This window comes from Jiulongibacter sediminis, from assembly GCF_001306455.1.
In the GTDB taxonomy this organism is placed as follows: Bacteria; Bacteroidota; Bacteroidia; order Cytophagales; family Spirosomataceae; genus Jiulongibacter; species Jiulongibacter sediminis.
Map to the genome: position 1 here is coordinate 62388 of NZ_LGTQ01000015.1, position 20100 is coordinate 82487.

General features: G+C 42.2%; 22 protein-coding genes. 17 read left to right on the top strand and 5 right to left on the bottom strand.

All coding sequences use genetic code 11. The features are described from left to right. Positions 1-3: 3 nt before the first annotated feature. The 10 genes from AFM12_RS18100 (at position 4) to AFM12_RS18145 (ending at position 10279) form a co-directional block, all read left to right on the top strand. Positions 4-1383, top strand: coding sequence for an NADH-quinone oxidoreductase subunit N (locus tag AFM12_RS18100; protein WP_055151406.1), 1380 nt, complete (start codon positions 4-6; stop codon positions 1381-1383). After that, the gene (locus AFM12_RS18105) at positions 1359-1889 is read left to right on the top strand and encodes a GtrA family protein (RefSeq protein WP_082391409.1); all 531 of its coding nucleotides are present in this window, start codon (positions 1359-1361) and stop codon (positions 1887-1889) included. Before AFM12_RS18100 ends, AFM12_RS18105 begins: the two co-directional genes overlap by 25 nt. Positions 1890-2022: 133 nt before the next feature. Then, positions 2023-2226, top strand: a complete 204-nt coding sequence (locus AFM12_RS18110; protein ID WP_055151409.1) for a hypothetical protein — start codon at positions 2023-2025, stop codon at positions 2224-2226. 500 nt (positions 2227-2726) lie between these two features. Next, positions 2727-3272 carry an RNA polymerase sigma factor gene (locus AFM12_RS18115; RefSeq protein WP_082391410.1) on the top strand — a complete coding sequence of 182 codons (546 nt, stop codon included), beginning with the start codon at positions 2727-2729 and terminating at the stop codon, positions 3270-3272. After that, positions 3269-4060, top strand: coding sequence for an anti-sigma factor (locus tag AFM12_RS18120; protein ID WP_055151412.1), 792 nt, complete (start codon positions 3269-3271; stop codon positions 4058-4060). The genes AFM12_RS18115 and AFM12_RS18120 overlap by 4 nt, the downstream gene beginning before the upstream one ends. 174 nt (positions 4061-4234) lie before the next feature. Next, positions 4235-5323, top strand: coding sequence for a transglutaminase domain-containing protein (locus tag AFM12_RS18125; RefSeq protein ID WP_055151415.1), 1089 nt, complete (start codon positions 4235-4237; stop codon positions 5321-5323). 131 nt (positions 5324-5454) lie between these two features. Then, a complete protein-coding gene (locus AFM12_RS20005; protein ID WP_055151418.1) occupies positions 5455-6105 on the top strand; it encodes a DUF4331 family protein in 651 nt (216 codons plus the stop codon). A gap of 31 nt (positions 6106-6136) precedes the next feature. Beyond that, the gene (locus tag AFM12_RS20010) at positions 6137-6700 is read left to right on the top strand and encodes a DUF4331 family protein (RefSeq protein ID WP_082391411.1); all 564 of its coding nucleotides are present in this window, start codon (positions 6137-6139) and stop codon (positions 6698-6700) included. A gap of 85 nt (positions 6701-6785) precedes the next feature. Then, the gene (locus tag AFM12_RS18140) at positions 6786-8063 is read left to right on the top strand and encodes a tetratricopeptide repeat protein (protein WP_055151421.1); all 1278 of its coding nucleotides are present in this window, start codon (positions 6786-6788) and stop codon (positions 8061-8063) included. An 11-nt stretch (positions 8064-8074) separates the two neighbouring features. Beyond that, positions 8075-10279 (top strand): TonB-dependent receptor, encoded by a 2205-nt coding sequence (locus AFM12_RS18145; RefSeq protein WP_055151424.1) that lies wholly within the window; start codon positions 8075-8077, stop codon positions 10277-10279. Here AFM12_RS18145 and AFM12_RS18150 read toward each other — a convergent pair. Continuing rightward, positions 10276-11511 carry an aminotransferase class V-fold PLP-dependent enzyme gene (locus AFM12_RS18150; protein WP_055151427.1) on the bottom strand — a complete coding sequence of 412 codons (1236 nt, stop codon included), beginning with the start codon at positions 11509-11511 and terminating at the stop codon, positions 10276-10278. The two genes, AFM12_RS18145 and AFM12_RS18150, sit on opposite strands and share 4 nt — an antisense overlap. 277 nt (positions 11512-11788) lie before the next feature. Between AFM12_RS18150 and AFM12_RS18155 the strand changes: the two genes are divergently transcribed. Further along, on the top strand, positions 11789-12760 hold the full coding sequence (locus AFM12_RS18155) for a DUF4382 domain-containing protein (RefSeq protein ID WP_055151430.1): 972 nt from the start codon (positions 11789-11791) through the stop codon (positions 12758-12760). A 55-nt stretch (positions 12761-12815) separates the two neighbouring features. On the opposite strand, the gene AFM12_RS18160 is transcribed toward AFM12_RS18155, so the two are convergent. Both AFM12_RS18160 and AFM12_RS18165 read right to left on the bottom strand, forming a co-directional pair. Continuing rightward, positions 12816-13439, bottom strand: coding sequence for a hypothetical protein (locus AFM12_RS18160; RefSeq protein ID WP_055151433.1), 624 nt, complete (start codon positions 13437-13439; stop codon positions 12816-12818). Further along, positions 13436-13915, bottom strand: coding sequence for an RNA polymerase sigma factor (locus tag AFM12_RS18165; RefSeq protein ID WP_055151792.1), 480 nt, complete (start codon positions 13913-13915; stop codon positions 13436-13438). Before AFM12_RS18165 ends, AFM12_RS18160 begins: the two co-directional genes overlap by 4 nt. Before the next feature lie 80 nt (positions 13916-13995). On the opposite strand from AFM12_RS18165, the gene rbsK reads away from it, so the two are divergent. Then, positions 13996-14889, top strand: coding sequence for a ribokinase (gene rbsK / locus AFM12_RS18170; protein ID WP_055151436.1), 894 nt, complete (start codon positions 13996-13998; stop codon positions 14887-14889). A 9-nt stretch (positions 14890-14898) separates the two neighbouring features. Next, complete coding sequence (locus AFM12_RS18175) at positions 14899-16233, top strand: ADP-ribosylglycohydrolase family protein (RefSeq protein ID WP_055151439.1); 1335 nt, start codon at positions 14899-14901, stop codon at positions 16231-16233. On the opposite strand, the gene AFM12_RS18180 is transcribed toward AFM12_RS18175, so the two are convergent. Beyond that, positions 16223-17659: a sulfatase family protein gene (locus AFM12_RS18180; protein WP_055151442.1), complete on the bottom strand. Its 1437-nt coding sequence runs from the start codon at positions 17657-17659 to the stop codon at positions 16223-16225. The two genes, AFM12_RS18175 and AFM12_RS18180, sit on opposite strands and share 11 nt — an antisense overlap. A gap of 125 nt (positions 17660-17784) precedes the next feature. Between AFM12_RS18180 and AFM12_RS18185 the strand changes: the two genes are divergently transcribed. The 3 genes from AFM12_RS18185 to AFM12_RS18195 are packed head-to-tail and all read left to right on the top strand — an operon-like array spanning position 17785 to position 19180. Continuing rightward, on the top strand, positions 17785-18357 hold the full coding sequence (locus AFM12_RS18185; protein WP_055151445.1) for a DUF2975 domain-containing protein: 573 nt from the start codon (positions 17785-17787) through the stop codon (positions 18355-18357). Beyond that, on the top strand, positions 18354-18569 hold the full coding sequence (locus AFM12_RS18190) for a helix-turn-helix domain-containing protein (protein WP_055151448.1): 216 nt from the start codon (positions 18354-18356) through the stop codon (positions 18567-18569). Before AFM12_RS18185 ends, AFM12_RS18190 begins: the two co-directional genes overlap by 4 nt. Continuing rightward, positions 18566-19180: a CPBP family intramembrane glutamic endopeptidase gene (locus AFM12_RS18195; RefSeq protein ID WP_055151451.1), complete on the top strand. Its 615-nt coding sequence runs from the start codon at positions 18566-18568 to the stop codon at positions 19178-19180. The genes AFM12_RS18190 and AFM12_RS18195 overlap by 4 nt, the downstream gene beginning before the upstream one ends. Before the next feature lie 2 nt (positions 19181-19182). On the opposite strand, the gene AFM12_RS18200 is transcribed toward AFM12_RS18195, so the two are convergent. Then, the gene (locus tag AFM12_RS18200; protein WP_157687466.1) at positions 19183-19728 is read right to left on the bottom strand and encodes an NADPH-dependent FMN reductase; all 546 of its coding nucleotides are present in this window, start codon (positions 19726-19728) and stop codon (positions 19183-19185) included. Positions 19729-19858: 130 nt separating this feature from the next. Here AFM12_RS18200 and AFM12_RS18205 point away from each other — a divergent pair, with 130 nt between their 5' ends. After that, positions 19859-20089: a (4Fe-4S)-binding protein gene (locus AFM12_RS18205; protein ID WP_055151456.1), complete on the top strand. Its 231-nt coding sequence runs from the start codon at positions 19859-19861 to the stop codon at positions 20087-20089. Positions 20090-20100 lie beyond the last annotated feature (11 nt).

The following is a 20100-nucleotide window of genomic DNA, read 5'->3' on the forward strand; positions in this document are numbered from 1 at the left end:
ATTATGTATCCGATAATATCACTTTCTGTAACCGGCCTTCTGACACTTTTTCTTGGTTTCTCTGAGAACAAGAAAATTGTATTCCCGGCCAGCATCGCCTTTTTGTTGATTGCTTTGGCTACGGCTTTTATTGACTGGAACGCCCCTGGTTTTTATTTCAATGATATGCTTCAGGTGAACAATACCAGTATTGTTTTCTGGGCTATATTGATCATTTCGGCTATTTTGATCATGGGCTTCTCAGAAGGCTTTGAGCGTTTTGAGTTTGCTCAGCCGGCAGAGTATTTCGCTATCGTTCAGTTTTCTTTAGTTGGAGCTATCATGATGGTTTCTTTTAAAAACCTCATTATGCTTTTTCTTGGAATCGAGATTCTCTCGGTTGCCATGTACGTTTTAACGGGTGCAGATAAAAGAAATATCAGAGGTAATGAAGCTGCTTTGAAGTACTTTCTAATGGGAGCTTTTGCAACGGGTATTCTGCTTTTTGGAATGGCCATGTTTTACGGAGCAACGGGTACTTTCAATATCGGTTCAGGCGTTTTCATCGGTGGAGACAACTCTTTCTTTTTGTGGATTGGTTGTACGTTTATGTTGATTGGTATGCTGTTTAAAGTAGCTGCGGCACCTTTCCACCTCTGGACACCCGATGTTTACGAAGGTGCACCTACCATCTTTACAGCCTATATGTCAACCATTGTGAAGACGGCTGGTTTTGTAGCTCTTTTCAAAGTTTTGAGTACAACCTTCTCAGGTCTTCAGGACTTCTGGTGGATCATGATTGCCGTTTTGGTTACCCTTTCATTAATGATTGGAAACATCGGAGCGGTATCTCAAAACAGCTTCAAAAGGCTGATGGCTTACTCGAGTATTTCTCATGCCGGTTTTATGCTTCTGGCTCTTCTCGGAGATCATGAAAATGCTCTGGGCTCTATCATGTTCTATTCTGTGGTATATACTTTGGCTACGATTTCTGCTTTTGGTGTACTTATGGTAGTTTCAAAAGAACGAATTGAGAAAGGAAGGGTTTATGAGCAAAACGACCTCTTTAAAGGACTGGCTCAGAACAATGGTTTTTTGGCTACTGTTCTAATCATCGCCATGCTTTCCTTAGCTGGTATTCCACTGACTGGTGGTTTTTGGGGGAAATTCTTTGTTTTCAGAGATGCGGCCTCTTCAGGATTATTCTGGGTAATTATCATGGCGGTGCTGATGTCCGCTATAGCCATCTATTATTATTTCAAGCCGGTACTGCTGAGTATGTCAAAGAAGACCAGTCTTGAAAGTATTACAATTAATCCGCTTGCTAAGTTTATATTTGCCATTACCACATTTGGTACGATTGTTCTTGGAATATTTCCATGGATACTTCGTTCTCTATTTTAAATGGCTATTTGGGAAATCTAACCAGGCATATCACTAAGAAAGAAATTGGCGGATTTATAAAATTCTTCATGACTGGCGTTTTAGGAGCCATTGTCAATTTCCTTTCACAAATTCCTTTAAAGACAATGTTTGTCAATTTTGGAATGAATGACAATAAGGCCTTTGCCTGGTCTGTTTTCTGGGCCTATATGATTGCTACGGCTGTAAGCTTTATTCCTGCAAAAATCTGGGCTTTTTCAGCCAAGTCTACTGGCAATACCCGCCGCGAGTGGTTAAAGTTTTTCATTATTGCCACGCTAGCACTTGGTGTACAGGAGGTTGTTTCCATTCTGGTAAGAAACCAGATTGCTAACGTTTACTTTACTGATTACAGCGAATTCATCAGAGATAAAGGCTCTCACTTAGCTGGTATGGCTTGCAGCTTTATTGCTAACTTTTTCGGTCACAGACTCTTCACCTTCAGAAGTACCGGATTGTACGATAAAATGAAGACTCAACAAAACTGATATTCATTTAAGTCGATTAACTTGTACTTTTTACAGATTTTAAGGAAATTTTAATTTTTTCTTGATCTTTCGCTTGCAGGATTTAAAAATTTAAGAAAATTTTAAGCTTTCAAACTTTAATCATCATATTCAAATGAAAAAATTAATCGCTGTTATCCTTCTTGCCGGTATGGCTTCTTTCACTGCTTGTTCATCTGCTACTGAAGAAACTGAAGAGGCTGCTGCTGTTGTAGAAGACGCTGCTGAAGAAACTATGGAAGCTGCTGAAGCTGTAGTTGATTCTGCTTCTGCTACTATGGAAGATGCTGCTGAGTCAGTTGAAGAAGTAGCTGAGTAATCAGTAACCAAATTATACGAGAGAAGCCTTTCCTGATTTTCAGGAAGGGCTTTTTTTATGGGAAAAGTTCTAAAATAGTCAGCGTTCAGGTGCTTTTAAATTTAAACCGGCCAATCCTTATAAAGTACAGTTGTAATGGTCAGCAGTATTTGGGTTGATCTCTAAGAGTAAGTTAAACCGAGTATTATTTCCTTGTAAAATCTTCAAAAAAAACCTTGGATGTACGGGAGCTATGGTTTCTCTTTAATAGCTTTATCAGGTCTCATCAAAGCCGTAAAGTCCAAAATTTGTTTTACAATCTGATTTGAATATTCTCTCAAATCAGATTGTCTTCAAAAAAAAATCTAAAACCGTGATCTCTTTTTTATTACCAGACGTACATAAACAGATTTTGAAAATCAACACAAATTATGAAAAGCAAATCCCGGTTTACTTAAGGGTTAGCGGGACAAAATGACGGACAAAAGTTTTATTTATATAAACTCAAAACTGAATAGATTTTGGCTACAAAAACAAACAGATATTCAGAAGAAGAACAACTGGTTTATGCGTTGAAGAGAAATCAGCGATCGGCCTTTGATTATCTTTATGATAATTACTCTGGTGCCTTATTTGGTGTCATATCAAGAGTAATAAAAGATGAAGAAAAAGCGGCTGATTTAATGCAGGATGTTTTTCTGAAGATATGGAAAAAAATAGGCGACTATGAACCCGGGAGAGGGCGATTGTTCACCTGGATGATGAACATTGCCCGGAATGCGTCAATAGACCTGTACCGAAAAGAAAAAAACAAGTACATGGTGGATATTGACGATCAGGTGGGAGTGGTAGATGCCAATAACCAAGATGAAATGAACGTAAACACTATGGACCTGAGGGGAATAGTTGACAAGCTAAGGCCCGAAAGGAAAATACTGCTGGATTTGGTTTACCTTCAAGGGTTTACCCAGCAGGAGGCCGCCGAAAAGCTCAATATTCCATTGGGTACGGCCAAATCGAGAATAAGAACCGCATTAAAGGACCTTAAACTTTATTACGCAGCATGAATATTCAGGAATACATAGAAACATCAGGTCTGCTGGAAGAATATGTTTTAGGAACCCTTTCAGAGACCGAAGCACAGGGTATGGAGTGTTTGGCAAAGACCTACCCTGAGATAAAACAAGAAATAACCGTGTTACAGGAATCATTAGGAAAATATGCCAGTCTTTATGAGAAACAGCCCCCGGCTGATCTTAAAGAAAGGATATTTGATCAGATGACTTTTGCCGAGGAAGAAGAACTTGAGATTACTGAGGAAGAATCACCGGAAGAGACGCCCGAAGCAAGAGTAATACCGATGTGGAGCAAGCTCTCGCTGGCTGCCTCGGTAGCTTTAGTGGCTGTTTCGGGTTGGCTTTATTCAGAAAATAAAAATCTGGAAAACAGAGAGAATGAATTAGCGACCAGAATAGAGACTTTAGAGGAGGCAAGTAATATGTCAAGTGAGTTACTGGCAAGTTTTCAGAACCCTACGAATAAAGTGGTGAAGCTATCAGGAACGGAGAAAAAACCGGACGCTGCCGTGACCGTTTTCTGGAACCAGGAAGATAATTCGGTACAGCTTGCTGTTAATAATCTACCGAAACCTGCTGAGGGTAAACAGTATCAGCTGTGGATTATCGGAGAAAACGGACCGGAAGACATGGGGATGTTAGATAACAACTTTGAGGATAGGTTGCTTTCTATGAAAGCAGTAAGTGGTAAGCCAAGTGCTTTTGCCATTACACTCGAAAAAGAAGGGGGCGTTCCCAGCCCAACACTGGAAGAACTTTACGTGATCGGAAACGTATAGTTTTTTGTAGCCGGATTTTCATAGTCCAAACGCCAATGGGCTCCCGAAAGGGGGCTTTTGGTGTTTGAGAAGATAGAATTGAAAACGTGGTCTTTTGATCACGTTTTTTTGTGTTTAGACTTTGGCAGGGCTGTTTATTATGACTAACATTGAGAAACACATAATTTTAATACGTTGGCAAAGTCTTTATCAATTCTAATCCTCACTCTGGCTTCAATTACTTTAAATGCTCAATCTCAGACAGTTCCCGTTTTGGCAGCAGAAATTGTTGGTAATATTACCGATGATTCTCTTCAGGTAAGAGCCTTATATGAATGGATTACTGACAATATCGAATATGATACCAAACTCTATAAAAAGGCAGGCCGTAGAAATGTTGAAGAGTTTGTAGAAATGCAGCAGCCAGATGTGGTTTTGAGAGACAGAAAGGCCGTATGCATGGGCTATTCCATACTTTTTACTGAACTCTGCAAGGCCATTGATGTTCCCGTCGAAACGGTTCCGGGGTATTCTAAGAGTGTTGACCCATCATCCGGCAGACATCATGTTTCAGACATGCTTCATTCTTGGAATGCAGTAAAGGTGAATGAAAAATGGTATCTGCTGGATCTTACCTGGAGTGCTGGTTATGTAGAATATGACAAACTGAAATTTCATAAAAGACGAAATGAAGACTATTATTTGTCTGATGGAGAGAGTTTTATTGGGAGGCATTTACCTTTTGATCCGGTATGGCAACTCATGGATTATCCTCTAACACAACGGGAGTTCAGATTGTATCAGGAGATGCCACCTCAAAGAAATGAAGCCAGGAATTTCAATTATAAGGATACCTTAGAGTTGCACTTTATTATTAAGCCGGAGATTCGAAAAATTCTGGCCTACGAAAGAGCAATTGCCTTTGACCCCAGCCTTGATATGGCCAAATCTTCATTAGGGTATCACTTCATGAAAGAGGGATTAAATTATCTCAATCAGATCGGAGAGAAGACGGCAATATTTCAGGAAATCAAAAAGCCGGAAGATGAAATTAAGGCTATTGCTTTAAAAGAGGAGCTCCTGGAAATGTTTGAAATTTCTGAGAAAAATCTACTAAAGTCGAGGTACTACTACTCCAAAATTCCAACCAGTTCACCTTTCGGGTCTATAGCCTCCGTGCAGAAAAATAACATCACCAATAATCTGAATTCTTTGGCTTCAAACAGGTCAAATTTGATGAGGTTTATTCAGAGTCTTGAGAAAAGACAACTTAGAAGAAGGTAGTGTAAAGTCTTCAAAAACAATTAGTTATAAACTTTTTATTGGGTTAAATTGATAGATTAAATAAAAATTTGATCCAAAAAGCCGTGTCAGCTCGTACCTAGACCGAATTCATTAATTAAAACAAAAAAATTATGAAAAAGTCTATGAAATTTCTAGCTGTTGCGGCCTTAGCTGCTGTCGGGTTTGGCATTATAGCAGCAGACCACATTGATGCTCCGGCCGTACAGGGTACCACCGCAGACATCACAGATTATTACGCCTTTCAAGGGGAAAACACCAGTAATCTGGTCTTTGTAGCTAACGTCCAGGGATTGTTGAGTCCGTCTGCTACCGGTTCTGCCAGTTTCGACGAAAATGTCATGGTGGAGTTTAACATTGATAACACCGGAGACAATGTCGAGGATTTAGTAATTCAGGCAATCCCAAGAGATGGTAAAATGTACTTCTTCGGGCCGGTAGCTCCCGGTACACCTGGTGCCACCAGCATGGTTCAGGAAAACGCCACCAATACGGTATCTGTTGATATCACTCCTTACGGAAGTAATGCTATTACTGCATCTAACAATGGGATGATGGCTTTTGCAGGTCCGCGTGACGATCCGTTCTTCTTTGACTTTGGTAAGTTCACTGATATTCTGGCAGGTAACGCTACAGGGTTTGATGCCAATGGCACGGATACTTTTGCCGGCTCTAATGTGATGTCAGTGGTTATAGAAGTACCAAAATCCAGCCTTGGAGGTTCAGGAACGTTGAATACCTGGGTAGAAGCGAAGAAGAAATAATTGAATCAAAAACATTTAAAAGAGATATAAAATGAAAAAGTTAATAAGAAACATTTTAGGCCTTGCCCTTCTGGCCACCATGGGATTAACCAGCTGCGATAAAGATGATAACATGATGAACCCTGTTGATAATGGTCCGGATTTCAGTGGCACCTATATGACAGCAGATCAAATGGGCCGTCCGGCTATCAATACGGTTTTTGTGCCGTCTGGCATGAAAGACAATTTTAACGTAACGCCTCCATCGCAAATGGGAGCCATGTACGCTTCAGCTTTTGCTGATGGTCTGCGAGCACTAAGCCCGGCCTACGCTAACCCGGGGGATGCCAATGCTCTTGGTTTGGATGCAGACACTTTTGGTTCAGTATTAGCCACAGATATTCTAACTGTATCTACTACAGGTACAACTACCTTCTACGACGGTACAAATGTACTAACCGGGCGTAATCTTGCGGATGATGTGATCACGGTGGAGTTACTACTAATTTTTGGAGGTGAAGATTTCTCTGAAAATCCGGGATTGACAGACGACAATGTTAACGCGAACGACAAAGCCTTTGATACTTCATTCCCATATCTGGCGAGTCCATGGTAATTAATCAAAGCTAATCTAAAGATTGCTACAGGGGTGGGTGTATCATCCACCCCTTTTTTTTCTCAAACCTATCAACAATACGATTATGAACCGGCTATACATGATTCTGTTGAGTGCTATTGCTTTGTCTTGTGCCTCACCAGAGAAACCAATTACAAATCCTGACGACTACAGTCAATACCTGAATACCTCAGGTGAAAATGAAAAAATCAAACTGGCAGAAGAAGAACTTACTTTCTGGTCAGATAAATTCAGTGAATCTCCCAATCAGTATGCATATCTGAGTAAAATGGCTGCAGCCAATAATCTGCTTTTTGATATAACAGGAGATATAAAATACCTCAATAATGCTCGCCAAAACCTGCAAATGGCTGTTGACAAAACCGGCGAATCCAGTGCACCATTGTATCGGGCATTAGCTAAAACGTACATTACTCACCACCAATTCAGAGAAGCAAACGACTGTTTGATAAAAGCCGATTCTTTGGGAGAAGGGCATGAAGCAACGCAAAAAATGCTTTTTGATGTAAAAATGGAGCTTGGTGAATACGATGAGGCCAAAAGATTACTCAAAAGCTTTCAAAGCGAAGACGATTTTCATTACCTGATCAGATATTCCAAATGGCTTGATTATCAGGGAAACACCGAGGCTGCTGTTGCCCAGTTAGAACTGGCGAAAGCGAAAGCTGAATTGATGAAAAATGAAGGCCTCAGACTTTGGATTTATTCAAATCTCGGAGATTTTTACGGGCATATTGGCAAAATCGAGAAGTCATATGAACATTACTTAAAGACTTTAGAAATTGATCCTCATTACCATTACGCCCTCAAAGGTATCGCCTGGATTAACTTCTCACATGAAAAAAACACAGCAGAAGCCAGCCGGATTCTCGCTGCTTTGGAACAGGCTCACCCGGTGCCTGATTATCTGCTGCTAAGGTCAGAAATTGCTGATTTTAATGGAGATATAGAGCAAAAGGAAGATCTGGAGAAAACCTTTATTCAGCTAGCTTCAAATCCTGCCTACGGAGATATGTATAACGCCTATCTGGTTTCTTTAATGGAGACCAACCCGGCTAAAGCACTCGAATTGGCTCATCGTGAAGTTATTAACCGACCAACGCCTCAGTCTTACCAGTTGCTGGCATCAGCCTATCTTTTGAATGATCAAAAAGAAAAGGCTCTGAACGTGGCAGAGAAGGAAGTGTTAGAAAAAACCTACGAGCCCAAGAGTCTATTGGCTGTGGCAGAAATTTATGCAGCTAACGGAAAAACCGCCAAGGTAGCTGAACTCAAAAAAGAGCTGATGAATGCCGCCTATGAGTTGGGGCCCGTGGTTGTAAGAAGGGTGAATCAATTTTAAACAGAATCCATATGAAGACGATACTTATAATCTTAATTACATTGACAGGTCAACTGGCCTGGTCGCAGAATTTCAGCGGTAAAGTCACAGATGAGCAAGGCCAGCCTTTGCCAGGAGTAACGGTTCAAAACCTGCAAACCGGGGCATACAGCCATACAGATTTTAACGGAGTGTACCGTATCTCAGAGAGTCAGATAGGCGATAGCCTTAAGGTCAGTTTGATGGGTTTTGAAAAGGCCAATCTGGTCTTAAGTGAAAACTCAAACGATATCGTTTTGAGTCAAAAAACAATATCTCTGGATGGCGTAGAGGTGAGAAGAAGCATCGATGCTCAGTCCATTTTTGCAGATGTTAATTTACAAACTAATCCGGTAAACTCTTCGCAGGATTTACTCCGTCTGGTGCCCGGCTTGTTTACCGGTCAGCACGCAGGGGGTGGAAAAGCTGAGCAGATTTTCCTTCGTGGATTTGATATTGACCACGGCACTGATCTTTTCATTTCCGTAGATGGCTTGCCGGTCAATATGGTTTCTCATGCTCACGGTCAGGGCTATTCAGATTTGCATTTTGTTATACCTGAAACCGTAGAGGGTGTTGAGTTCTCCAAAGGAAGCTACAAGGCGGATCAGGGAAACTTCGCCACAGCTGGTAGCGTGTCTTTTCAAACCAAAGACCATCTGGACCAAAGTAATGTGAAACTTGAATACGGTCAGTTTAATCACCGCAGGCTTGTGGGTATGCTTAATCTTACCCCTCAAAAAAGCGGGAAAACAGACGCTTATCTGGCCACCGAGTATTTGTATGACGACGGCCCTTTTGAGTCTCCGCAAAAACTGGGAAGGTTCAATGCCCTGGCCAAGGTAACCACACGTCCCGGTCAAGACGACAAATTGACGTTCAGTAGCTCCTATTTTGACAGCGACTGGAATGCCTCCGGGCAAATCCCGCAAAGAGCGGTTAACAGTGGTCTCATAACACGTTTTGGTGCGATTGACGATACTGAAGGCGGAGCTACCTCAAGACTGAATTCTACCATAGCCTATGACAAGGCTCTGCAAAATCAATGGAGTTGGAATAGCAAGGCTTACTACACTTATTACGACTTTGAGCTGTATTCTAATTTCACGTTTTTTGCTGCAAATCCTGTAGCCGGTGATCAGATCAGACAAAAAGAGCACAGAAACCTTTTTGGAGCGGAGACGGCCTTTAGTAAAGAAACAAAACGTGTCAATTATGAAATCAAAGCAGGTTTAAGGTCTGATTTAATCAGAGGAAATCAACTGGCCAGAACGCAGAATAAAACACTGACACTTGAGAATATTTATCTGGGCGATATCAATGAAACCAACGCTTTCGTGAATCTGGATGCGGAGATAAGTGCTGCTCAATTCACTTTTATTCCCGGATTGAGATTAGACCAGTTTCTTTTCAATTATCGGGATAATTTGGGTTCAGGAAGTCCAATGAATAGTGATCAGGCTTTTTTGGCCAGTCCTAAACTGAGTGTGGTATATCAGACCGAAAAGAACCAACAGTTCTTCATTAAAACCGGCTATGGGTATCACTCGAACGACAGCCGTGCCGCCGTGCAGAATTTCGGCAGAAAGACTTTGCCTAGGTCTTTTGGTGCTGATTTGGGGAGTATCCTGAAAGTTTCTGACAAATTGTTGATCAACCCTACGCTTTGGTATCTCTATCTCCAGCAGGAGTTTGTTTACGTGGGAGATGAAGGTATTGTAGAGCCAAGTGGCCGTACACGCCGGATGGGAGCAGATTTAAGCGTAAGAGCAGAATTGGCTCAGAGTCTCTTTTTTGATACAGATTTCACCTACTCAAATGCCCGAAGCATTGATGACCCGGCCGGGCAAAATTACATACCGTTGGCTCCGCAATTTACCTGGACGGCCGGTCTTAGCCTCATGGATTTCAAAGGCTTTTCAGCAGGATTGAAAACCCGTATGCTGGGTAACAGGCCTGCCAATGAAGATTACAATCTGGTAGCTGAGGGTTACTGGATAACGGATGCCAATGTCAATTACGCTTTCGGCAAAATTAAACTGGGCGTACAGGTACAAAATCTTTTCAACACCAGCTGGAATGAAACACAGTTTGCCACCGAGTCGAGACTTCGCAATGAACTGAACCCGGTGGAGGAAATTCACTTTACTCCGGGTACGCCTTTTAATCTAAGAACGACTCTAACGTATTCGTTCTAAACATTTTCAAGGACTTTCAGCAGTCTGTCAATTTCCTCAAAAGAGTTATAAATGTGTGTTGAAATTCTGACGGCATCCAGTTTGCTTTCAGGTACCAGCCGCACTCTGAATTTATTTTTGGAGAGCATTCGCCCGATTTCACGGTAATCTTTGTCCCGCGATTTAAAACTGACCATGCAGATTCGGGACTTGGGTTCTTCTGGAGTGAGGATTTCAAATTTCCCCAATTCTTTGAGACCCTCAAAAAGGTAAGAATTGAGTTCTCTGATACGGTTCTCAATTTTTGCTTTGCCGATTTCAGTGTGAAATTGTGCGGCCGCCGCTGCCCCGGTGTACAAAGGCGTACTTTGCGAAGCATAGTCAAAACGATGGGCCGTGGGGTTATAACCGCTGAGTTCAGGCGGGCTGGCAAACATATCCCAGCCGGAGTCTGAATAAGCTCCGACATGATAGGCTTGCAGGGTATCAAGTAATTCTTCTTTAATGTATAAAAAGCCGGTGCCATTTGGGCCCAGCATCCATTTATGACAACTGCTGCTGTAGAAGTCAACGCCAAGCTTTGGCAAATCCAGATTGATAGTTCCTAATCCGTGAGCTCCGTCAATGGCTGTAAACAGATTGTGCTTTTTGGCCAGAGCCACAATGCCTTCTAATGGAAAGACCTGACCTGTGGTGCAGGTAATGTGAGGCAGGGCCAATACTCGTGTTTTTGGTGTAATGGCGGCTTCAATATTAGAGAGAGTTTCATCAGCCGTCTTGCCCGGCATGATTGGCTTTAGAATTATCCCATGAAGTTTTGCCCGGTTTAACCATGGGAGGGCATTGCCCACATGTTCATGCAAACTAATAACAACCTCGTCTCCTGCCTTTAAAGGTAACCCCCAGCAAACAATATTGATACCTTCGGTGGTATTATGGGTCAATGAAATTTCTTCCTCTTTTGCTCCCACAAATGCCGCGAGTTCTTTTCGGGCCTCGGTCGTATGACCGTATTCACCGCTGGTATTGGTTTCTGTTAAGGAAGCTTTGATAGCTTCTAAAACCGGAGTTGGTGAGGGCCCGAAAGTGCCATTATTGAGATATATTCTTTCGGATTGTAACGGAAATTGTTTTCTAACTTTCTCCCAATCATCCGTTGGTTTCCACACCTCGTTGGCCGTGGTTTGACTTACTTTTGCCAGCAGGCCAGAGGCCATAGCCCCTTTGACAAAATCTCTTCGCGAAAACTCCATGAAATGCTTTTTTGAATCCCTCCTTTAATCTACAAAAAGATGGATTGACACTGATTGGCCACATTAAAAATTCTTAGTGCAGTGCAAAAGTTTAGTTCCTGACCACAATTGTATTTTCTCAATTGCTCTTTTGAGTTCAGTTTGAGGAAAAAAGGGAAGCTTTGTCCACAAAAATTTCTGGAATGAAGGGCAAAAAGCTAGCGGAATGATTTCTTATTATTTTCTGAAAACAACAGAATTAAAGAAGGTCTTTTCTTAAACAAAACGAAAAATTAAAATGAAAAAGCAAACTCAAATTCTACTAGCTCTAACGGTTTTATTAGCCGGCATTACTATGTCTTGTGAAGAAGGCATGTTTGGCCCGAAAAACGACATCAATGATCCGGATGCTCCTAAGGGCACGTTAAGCATGAGCATTACAGATGCACCGATTGACGCCGCTGATGTCTCAGCAGCGTTTGTAACTTTTACCGAAATAAAAATTGATGGGCAAACTTTTACGGGTTTTCAAGGGCCCAAAACCGTGAATCTGCTAGCTCTTCAAAACGGGAATTCTCTCAATTTAGGCAGTATGGATGTAGCCGCTGGTACCTATTCGAACCTTGAGTTGGTGATTAGCTCAGCTACTGATGAGGCGGGGAATGCTCCTGGTTGTTATATTCAAAAAACAGACGGAACCAAGCAGGCTCTTGAGCTTAGCGGAAACGGAACGGCTGAAATCAGTCTCAAGCCAAAGGATTTCACCATTAGTGAAAACGGAAGCACTGAAATCATCATGGATTTTGACCTTAGAAAGGCCATTAAAATGAATAATAATAAGGCCGCCTTTGTGAGTCGTGGTCAATTAAACTCGGCTGTAAGAGCACATAACAAAGCAATGACAGGTGAAATCACCGGTACAATTCAAAATTATAATGACAATTTAGGTGGTGCTGTCGTATACGCATACAAGCAGGGAGAATTTAACGAAAATGCAGAGATTAATGCGAACGGTAATAGCGAGGTGAAATACGCAAAGGCTGTAACTTCTGCCAAAGTGGGTGCTAATGGGAACTTTACATTAGCCTTTTTACCGGAGGGGAATTATGAAATTCACTGCGATATGCCAGAGGAAAACGGACAGGGTATTGGACTAAATACACTATTAGGTCTTGAAAGTACTGTAGATCTCAGCAATGTTGGTGTCAATGCTGGTGCACAAACTAATCTTTCACTCACTGTCGATCTTGATGGACTTATAAACCTGTAACCCAAACAAGTAGATGAGTGACAAAGAGGCTGCCGAAAGGCGGCCTCTTCTGTTTTTAGGCGGACAGTGCCCTCAGGTCTTCCCATTCTTTTAAGTCGTTTTCAAAAGCGGCCGACCTGTTCGTGACAATCCAGCCTGATTTAAAAATAAGCCAATATATACTCCAGCTAAAGGCTACTAAAAATAGGATAAAAGGAGCCACGGAGGTAAACTCACGTGAGGCGGTAAGATGAGGGATAAAACTAAAAATAGTACAAATACCTGCCGCTAAAAAGCTGAGGCGAAACCAGCGGTTAAACAGTTCCACTTTGTCAAAATGCACAATAGCCGTTTTCAGGTAAGAACTTAAGTTCTGGTCGGAATTCAGATGACCCAAACTTCTCAAAGTCCGTATTGATCTTAACAGGGCTATTATTATGGCTATACCAAGAATTCCTAAAGGGATAAACTGCCAGGCATGGATGAAATCAAACGGATTTCCGGTAAGAATGGCAAGGATGATTAATGCTTCTGTACCAAAGAGAATGCAGAGCTTTTGGTTCTCAGATTTAAGTGTCTCTATTCGGCTACCGGTTTTATTTTGAAGTGCTAACTCTTCCTTTCTTACAGAAATGGTTTGCAGGCTTTCAAGTTTTTTGTTGAGCTCGTTCCAGTGATTTTTGAATTCATCAATGTTCATGACTTTTGATTTAAAATGTTACTTAATTTGTTTTTAATTCGGTGCAATTTTACCCCCACGTTTGATTCGGTATAACCGGTAATCTCAGCCATTTCCTGATAGTTTTTATCTTCGAGATAGAGCAAAATCAATCCTTTCTCCAGTTTATTTAGCTGGTCAATTGCGGAGTAAAGCATTTGCATCTGATCGGTTCCGGAATTCTGGAAATCGGCAAGCGTCAGACCAAGGTCAATACTAACTGTTTTAGGCGATTTGCTGGTTTTCCGAAAGATGGTGATTGCTGTGTTAAGGGCAACCCGGTAAACCCAGGTACTGACTTTCGACCCGCCCTGAAAACGCGGATATGACCGCCAAAGCTGCAAGACAATTTCCTGAAATAGGTCCCGCCGGTTTTCGCTGTTATCCTCGTATAGCCGGCATACTTTAAGGATAATCCCGCGATGTTGATTGATCATTTCCAGAAAGGCTTGTTCCATTTGATACCTGAGCTTTGTTATTTGTTTAGTCGCAGCATTCTGAAAAAACTTACATTGCAATGTAAAAAAATCGTTTTAGCATGAATCTTTTCGTCATCGGTAGCTCAAATATGGACTTGGTCATCAAGCTACCGAAAATTCCATCGCCTGGCGAAACCCTCTTGGGGTCAGATTCGGCCATGGTTTTTGGTGGAAAAGGGGCTAATCAGGCGGTAGCTACCAAAAGAGCCGGTGGACAAATTGGCTTTATTACCAAACTTGGAAATGATCTTTACGGAGACCAAATGAGAAGCCACCTCATAAAAGAGGGCTTGCCTGAAGAATACCTTCTCAAAGACAAAAACCGACCAAGTGGAACTGCCCAAATATGGGTTTCTGAAGCTGGGGAAAATGCCATTGCAGTTTCTCCCGGGTCTAACGCCGCTTTAGTACCGGAAGATTTAATGCCCTTCGCAGAGCAATTAAAGACTGCTGATTTCATATTGATGCAGCTTGAGATTCCGCTCGAAACTGTGGAGTATGTTATTGAATTAACAAAGGACTCTTCAGCAAAAGTTATCCTGAACCCAGCCCCTGCTCAGGAACTTTCAGATGATTTACTGAGCAAACTGTGGATGATTACTCCAAACGAGCATGAAGCCGTTTACTTGACCAACGGTAAAGTGGAGAACATAGAAGACATGGCCGTTACACTATTTCAAAAAGGAGTTAGGAATGTTTTAATGACCTTGGGAGAAAGAGGTTCGTTACTTTATAACAAAAAGGGAAAGACGTATTTCAAGACTCCGAAAGTAAAGCCAAGAGACAGCACGGCGGCTGGTGATGTTTTCAACGGCTATCTGGCGGCCTTGTTGAGTCAAAATAAACCATTGAATGAAGCCATAGAAATCGCCACCAAAGCTGCTGCCCATTCCGTGACTATTGAAGGGGCACAGCCCTCAATTCCTTATCTTAGAGATATTGAACATAATTAACCCAAACCTATGAAGCGTTTTTTTGCCCTCATTCTGATTTTATCCGCCTGTAAGACCGATCCTGAAAGTAGTTTCAATTTCAATCCGGATCTCGAAATTGCAGAATACAAACCCGAAGGAACCGAAATAGTCATTGATCGGGTAGAATATCAGGAGAAATTAGAAGGGTTTTGGTTAGGCCAGTGTATCGCCAACTGGACGGGCCTCATCACCGAAATGGATAAAATCGGTGGGGATGGACTTGATGGAAAGGGGGCGGGTTTTTATACCCGAGAAAACTGGGGCGGGCCCGATGAACCCAATATCTGGGGCTCAAACGAGCTCAGTGAAACTATCGGATTTTACTTTGAAGACAGCCTTTGGGGGGCTGATGATGACACCGACATAGAATACATTTATCAGGAGCTTTTGCTCAAAAACAAGACTTCGCTACTTACGGGGGAGCAAATCAGAGAAGGCTGGCTGAAGCACATGAAACATGAGGAGGAGAATTACCTTTGGGTCTCCAATCAAACGGCTCTTAATCTTATGCTTGATGGAGTAATCCCTCCGGCCACTTCTGCTCCGGAAAACAATCCGGATTATGAGATGATAGATGCCCAGCTGACCACAGAGATTTTTGGTCTTTTTGCTCCCGGCCGACCGGATTTCGCCAAAAAAATGGCTCAGTTACCCATTAATACCACAGCCCGTGAAAATGCGGAATGGATTTCACAGTTTTATGTGACCATGTATTCGTTAGCGTCCATCCGTGACGGCAATGAGGATTTGAAAACAAGCCTATTTGAAATGGCTGATCGGGCCAGCAAAGTGTTGCCCGAAAACTCCTATGCCGCCTCCATGTATCGTTTTGTGAAAGAGAAATATGATGAAGGAGCTACCTGGGAAGAGGCCCGCGATGCCTTGCATGAAAAATACCAGGTTCGGCAGGAAGACGGCTATTCGTGGTCAACCAAAGACAAGGTTTGCAATGGCTGTTTCGCCGCCGGAATCAACTTCGGAGCCAGTCTCATCAGTCTTTTTTACGGCGAAGGCGACCTGAAAGAAACCATTAAAATCGGAGCCCTTTGTGGCTGGGATTCTGACAATCCAACAGCTACCTGGGGCGGTATGCTCGGCTTCATGCTCGGCAAATCTGGCATTGAAAAAGCGTTCGGTCGAACTGTCGGAGAACAATTTAATATTCACCGCACTCGTGTAGGGTTCCCCAATAATGGCATTGACAATTTTGAGAATATGGCTCAAAAAGGACTTTTTGTGATTGATAGAGTAGTTCAGGAAAATCTGGGTGGTGGAATAGACCGACTTAAAAACTGTTGGTATATCCCGGTGGCTAATCCTTAAAATATTTGTCAATCACCTCCTGCGGCTGCCATTGATCCGGTTTACGGTCGATCGTCCGATAATCCCAATCTTCTGAAACCGTTTCTTCCACCACTAGCGGAGCTTTATCGCCGAATTTTTCTTGCTGATTTCTCATTTCCGTCATCAGTTCAGAGATTTTGTTGGCAGAGCCGGGCCGGTTGGAAAGGTCATTGAGTTCAAAAGGATCTTCTTTCAGATTAAACAAGACAGTCTTATCGATATACGGATATCGTATCAGTTTAAAATCACCTACTCGAATGGCCCTTTGATGATTCATATAGCTCGTAAAAATGCTTTCCCGGTACGAGGTTTCAGTATGTCTGAAACTGGCTTCAAAGGAGACACCATCAAGATCATCAGGCTTCTCGATTCCCAGCTTGTCAGTGATAGTGGGCAGAATGTCAAGAGTATATAAAAACGCATCAGACTCAGCACCTTGGGGAATGCCCGGGCCACTGAAAATCATCGGGACATTCATACAATGCTCATAGGCACTTTGCTTGCCAATGAGCCCGTGACTTCCCATGGCGAGCCCGTTATCAGAAAGGAAGATGATGAGCGTATTCTCGGTCAAATTCTCCGCATTGAGCTTGGCAATTACCTTGCCTATCGTTTCATCCATATGCGTAATGAGTCCGGCATATTCGGCCCATTGAGCTCGCATCACCTCCGGCGTTCTCGGGTATGGAGCCAGGTTTTCATCTCGTACCTCCATGGAATGCCCGAAGTAGAATGGATGCGACGGCATGAAATTCGGAGGAAGCGGCATACCTGCCGGATTGTACATTTTGGCATATTCAGGAAGTGGCGAACGAGGGTCATGTGGAGCCGTAAACGGCAGGTACATGAAAAAGGGTTTGTCTTTCGGGTGCTCGTCAATGAAATCCATCATGGTTTGCCCAAAAATGTCGGTTGAGAACCCTTTGTATTCAATGTCGGTAAAGTTGCCATCGGGCAATAAATCCTGACAATAGACCTGATAATGATCAGACATGCCGCCAAACATCACATTGCGGGCTTTACTGAAACTTTCGGCTACCACCTGCTTTTCATTATGCCATTTACCCGTCATATAGGTCTTATAGCCCCGGTCTTTGAGTCGCTTTGCAATGGTCTCATGGCCAGCCATTTTGTCTTTGATACGGTGATAGGATTTGCCGGTCAATAACATCGCTCTGGAGGGTGCACATAATGCCCCATGATGACTACCCTGAATATACGTATTGGTAAACCGCATTCCGTGGGCCGCTAAACTGTCAATTGTTGGAGTTTTAACATACGAATTGCCATAACAACCCAAAGCACTCGCTCTCAGATCGTCGGCAAAAAAAATGATGACGTTAGGAGGTTTTTGGGCTTTGAGGAAAAAAGGAAAAAGACAAAGCAGAAATAAGAGTTTTCGCATAAACATGGGTTGGTTTTCAAATATACATGTTCAGGAAATAGGAAAATAATTTTATGAAATTTTTGATAAAATTTATGTTTTACATAAAAATATATACTTTTGGGATAATAAATACTTACAAATTCATGTCAAAGAACATAACACTCGCACTCGGTTTTGCCCAGATTTTTAAATGGATAGTCATTGCTCTGTTTATTTTGATGGCCGCCTTTATGTTTACCTCATTACTGGCACCTGATTTTATCTCTGATTATATGCTGGAAATAGTAAAGGGTGGTGGGCCATACAATATTTTCAAATGTGAAGACTGCCTGGATACTGGCATGACGGTACATTTAAACTCGCTCAGTACAGGTATGCTTCTCTGGATTTTCCTGATGATGAGCCTGCGGATAGGACTGCTGTATTTGATTTCGCTTGAGACCATTCAGGTATTGAAAAATGTAAGAAACCTCAATACTTTTTACGAAGGGAATATCGGGAGTTTTAGAAAAATGGCGGTTTTGGGTCTTATCATGGCGGTTCTTGGCTCTTTTTCTTTTCTTAGTTATTTCAATGCTGATCAGAATCAGGTCTTTGAGCGATTAAACTTTTCACCATCACTTGGAGCCATAGGGTTTTCTCTGGCCTGTTTTGTGCTGGCAGAGGTTTTTAAAGAAGGCAAAGTTTTGCAGGAAGATAAAGAAAGCATCCTATGAGTATTATCGTAAACCTTGATGTAATGCTGGCTCGTAGAAAAATGAAGCTCAAAGAGCTCTCTGAGGTCGTCGGCATTTCTGAAACTAACCTCTCCTTGCTTAAAACGGGTAAAGTCAAAGGTATTCGCTGGAGTACCCTGGAGGCTATTTGTGAAACCCTTGATTGTCAGCCCGGGGATATAATTGAGTATCAAAAAAACGAGGAATTATGATCAGTGAATTATTCTCAACCTTCCTTCAGCTCTCAGTTTTTTCTTTGATCCCTTTTCTATTTTATCTGATCAGGTTCAGAAAAAGAACTGGCTTTTTTCAATGGATTGGCTTCAAAAAAGCAAACAAAAAATCGTTGATATTGGCTGCGGGCTTGTCGGTTTTAGGTTTGAGTACGCTGGTTTTGCCGGTGTTTTTAGGAAGTTCTTTTGCAGAGGTTTTGCACAATCCTAAAAGCGTCACCGGGGCTTTAAAGCAATTGACTTTTGGGTCTTCTCTGGTTACTTCAATAATTCTCATCGCGGTTTTCAAAACCGCACTGGCTGAAGAAATTCTTTTCCGGGGTTTTCTGGCCAAAAGGTTAATTAGTTGGCTGGGCTTTAGGTGGGGCAACTTCACTCAGGCCCTTCTTTTCGGAGTTTTGCATACTGCATTATTCCTTACCATTACTTCAAATATCCTCTGGTTAATATCCATTTTCATTATCCCCTTTGCAGTTGCCTATCTGATAGGTTATATCAATGAGAAAAAAGCAGAGGGAAGCATTTTACCCGGTTGGTTAGCACATGGTTTGGGTAATTTAATGACCTATTGGGTAATTTATTTTAGCTGAGTTTATCTGCTCAGTTTCTCAGCAAACTCTACATAGGCATTCAGGAAAAAATCAACTTTTCCTTTATAAGCTTCATCGAGAATGGTGCCGTCTTCGCTCATAGTTTTATCCATTTGGCCGGAGAGTAGCATGTGCGGGATCGGGAAAGCGAAACAGGCCAGAATATTCAGTTGAAGCTGGTGAGCCGCTCTGGTGCCACCCATCATACCCGTTGAGCCTGTGGCCACACCAATGGGCTTTTTCTCAAACGGCTTTTTGGCATAAAAGTCAATGAAATGTTTTAGTCCGCTTGAGATACTGCCATTGTACTCAGGTGTCACGAAAATAAAGCCGTCAGCTGCTTCAAGCTTCTGATAAACCTCTTTCTCCTGAGTGGTTGGCTGATCTTTGGATGCAAAAGTTTCTTCAAATCTCCCCATGTCAAAATGCATAAGATCAATGATTTCAGCGTTAACGCCTCTCTCAGTTAACTGATTTTGAAGCATAAGGGCTATGCGATGGCTTACTCTTCCTTTGCGGGTACTGCTTGAAATAATGCTGATCTTCATATTTTCAGGTTTTGAGATAAAACTTTTATGATAACTCAAATCAGGCTTTAAAGATTCGTGGAGACTCAAAATGGGGCTTTGGTTCGGTCTAATTTTCCAACTAAATTGTAGGAGGAATAATTTAACAGACATGGACAAGGACAATATCAAAAAAGAGTATACAAATGGCGAAGTAACCATTGTATGGCAATCAGGTAAATGTATTCATTCGGGCAATTGTGTTAGAAGTAGCCCGGCTGTTTTCAAGCCCAAGGAAAAGCCTTGGGTAAACCCCGAGGCCGCTTCTACCGAGGAGATTATGACGACTATTGACAAATGCCCTTCCGGTGCATTGAATTATTATATTAATCAAAAAGAGTGACGGAAGGTTTA

Coding starts and splice junctions, on each gene's coding strand:
- AFM12_RS18100 (WP_055151406.1), top strand. CDS start 4: ATGTATCCGATAATATCACTTTCTGTAACCGGCCTTCTGACACTTTTT.
- AFM12_RS18105 (WP_082391409.1), top strand. CDS start 1,359: ATGGATACTTCGTTCTCTATTTTAAATGGCTATTTGGGAAATCTAACC.
- AFM12_RS18110 (WP_055151409.1), top strand. CDS start 2,023: ATGAAAAAATTAATCGCTGTTATCCTTCTTGCCGGTATGGCTTCTTTC.
- AFM12_RS18120 (WP_055151412.1), top strand. CDS start 3,269: ATGAATATTCAGGAATACATAGAAACATCAGGTCTGCTGGAAGAATAT.
- AFM12_RS20005 (WP_055151418.1), top strand. CDS start 5,455: ATGAAAAAGTCTATGAAATTTCTAGCTGTTGCGGCCTTAGCTGCTGTC.
- AFM12_RS20010 (WP_082391411.1), top strand. CDS start 6,137: ATGAAAAAGTTAATAAGAAACATTTTAGGCCTTGCCCTTCTGGCCACC.
- AFM12_RS18140 (WP_055151421.1), top strand. CDS start 6,786: ATGAACCGGCTATACATGATTCTGTTGAGTGCTATTGCTTTGTCTTGT.
- AFM12_RS18145 (WP_055151424.1), top strand. CDS start 8,075: ATGAAGACGATACTTATAATCTTAATTACATTGACAGGTCAACTGGCC.
- AFM12_RS18150 (WP_055151427.1), bottom strand. CDS start 11,511: ATGGAGTTTTCGCGAAGAGATTTTGTCAAAGGGGCTATGGCCTCTGGC.
- AFM12_RS18155 (WP_055151430.1), top strand. CDS start 11,789: ATGAAAAAGCAAACTCAAATTCTACTAGCTCTAACGGTTTTATTAGCC.
- AFM12_RS18160 (WP_055151433.1), bottom strand. CDS start 13,439: ATGAACATTGATGAATTCAAAAATCACTGGAACGAGCTCAACAAAAAA.
- AFM12_RS18165 (WP_055151792.1), bottom strand. CDS start 13,915: ATGGAACAAGCCTTTCTGGAAATGATCAATCAACATCGCGGGATTATC.
- rbsK (WP_055151436.1), top strand. CDS start 13,996: ATGAATCTTTTCGTCATCGGTAGCTCAAATATGGACTTGGTCATCAAG.
- AFM12_RS18175 (WP_055151439.1), top strand. CDS start 14,899: ATGAAGCGTTTTTTTGCCCTCATTCTGATTTTATCCGCCTGTAAGACC.
- AFM12_RS18180 (WP_055151442.1), bottom strand. CDS start 17,659: ATGCGAAAACTCTTATTTCTGCTTTGTCTTTTTCCTTTTTTCCTCAAA.
- AFM12_RS18185 (WP_055151445.1), top strand. CDS start 17,785: ATGTCAAAGAACATAACACTCGCACTCGGTTTTGCCCAGATTTTTAAA.
- AFM12_RS18190 (WP_055151448.1), top strand. CDS start 18,354: ATGAGTATTATCGTAAACCTTGATGTAATGCTGGCTCGTAGAAAAATG.
- AFM12_RS18195 (WP_055151451.1), top strand. CDS start 18,566: ATGATCAGTGAATTATTCTCAACCTTCCTTCAGCTCTCAGTTTTTTCT.
- AFM12_RS18200 (WP_157687466.1), bottom strand. CDS start 19,728: ATGAAGATCAGCATTATTTCAAGCAGTACCCGCAAAGGAAGAGTAAGC.
- AFM12_RS18205 (WP_055151456.1), top strand. CDS start 19,859: ATGGACAAGGACAATATCAAAAAAGAGTATACAAATGGCGAAGTAACC.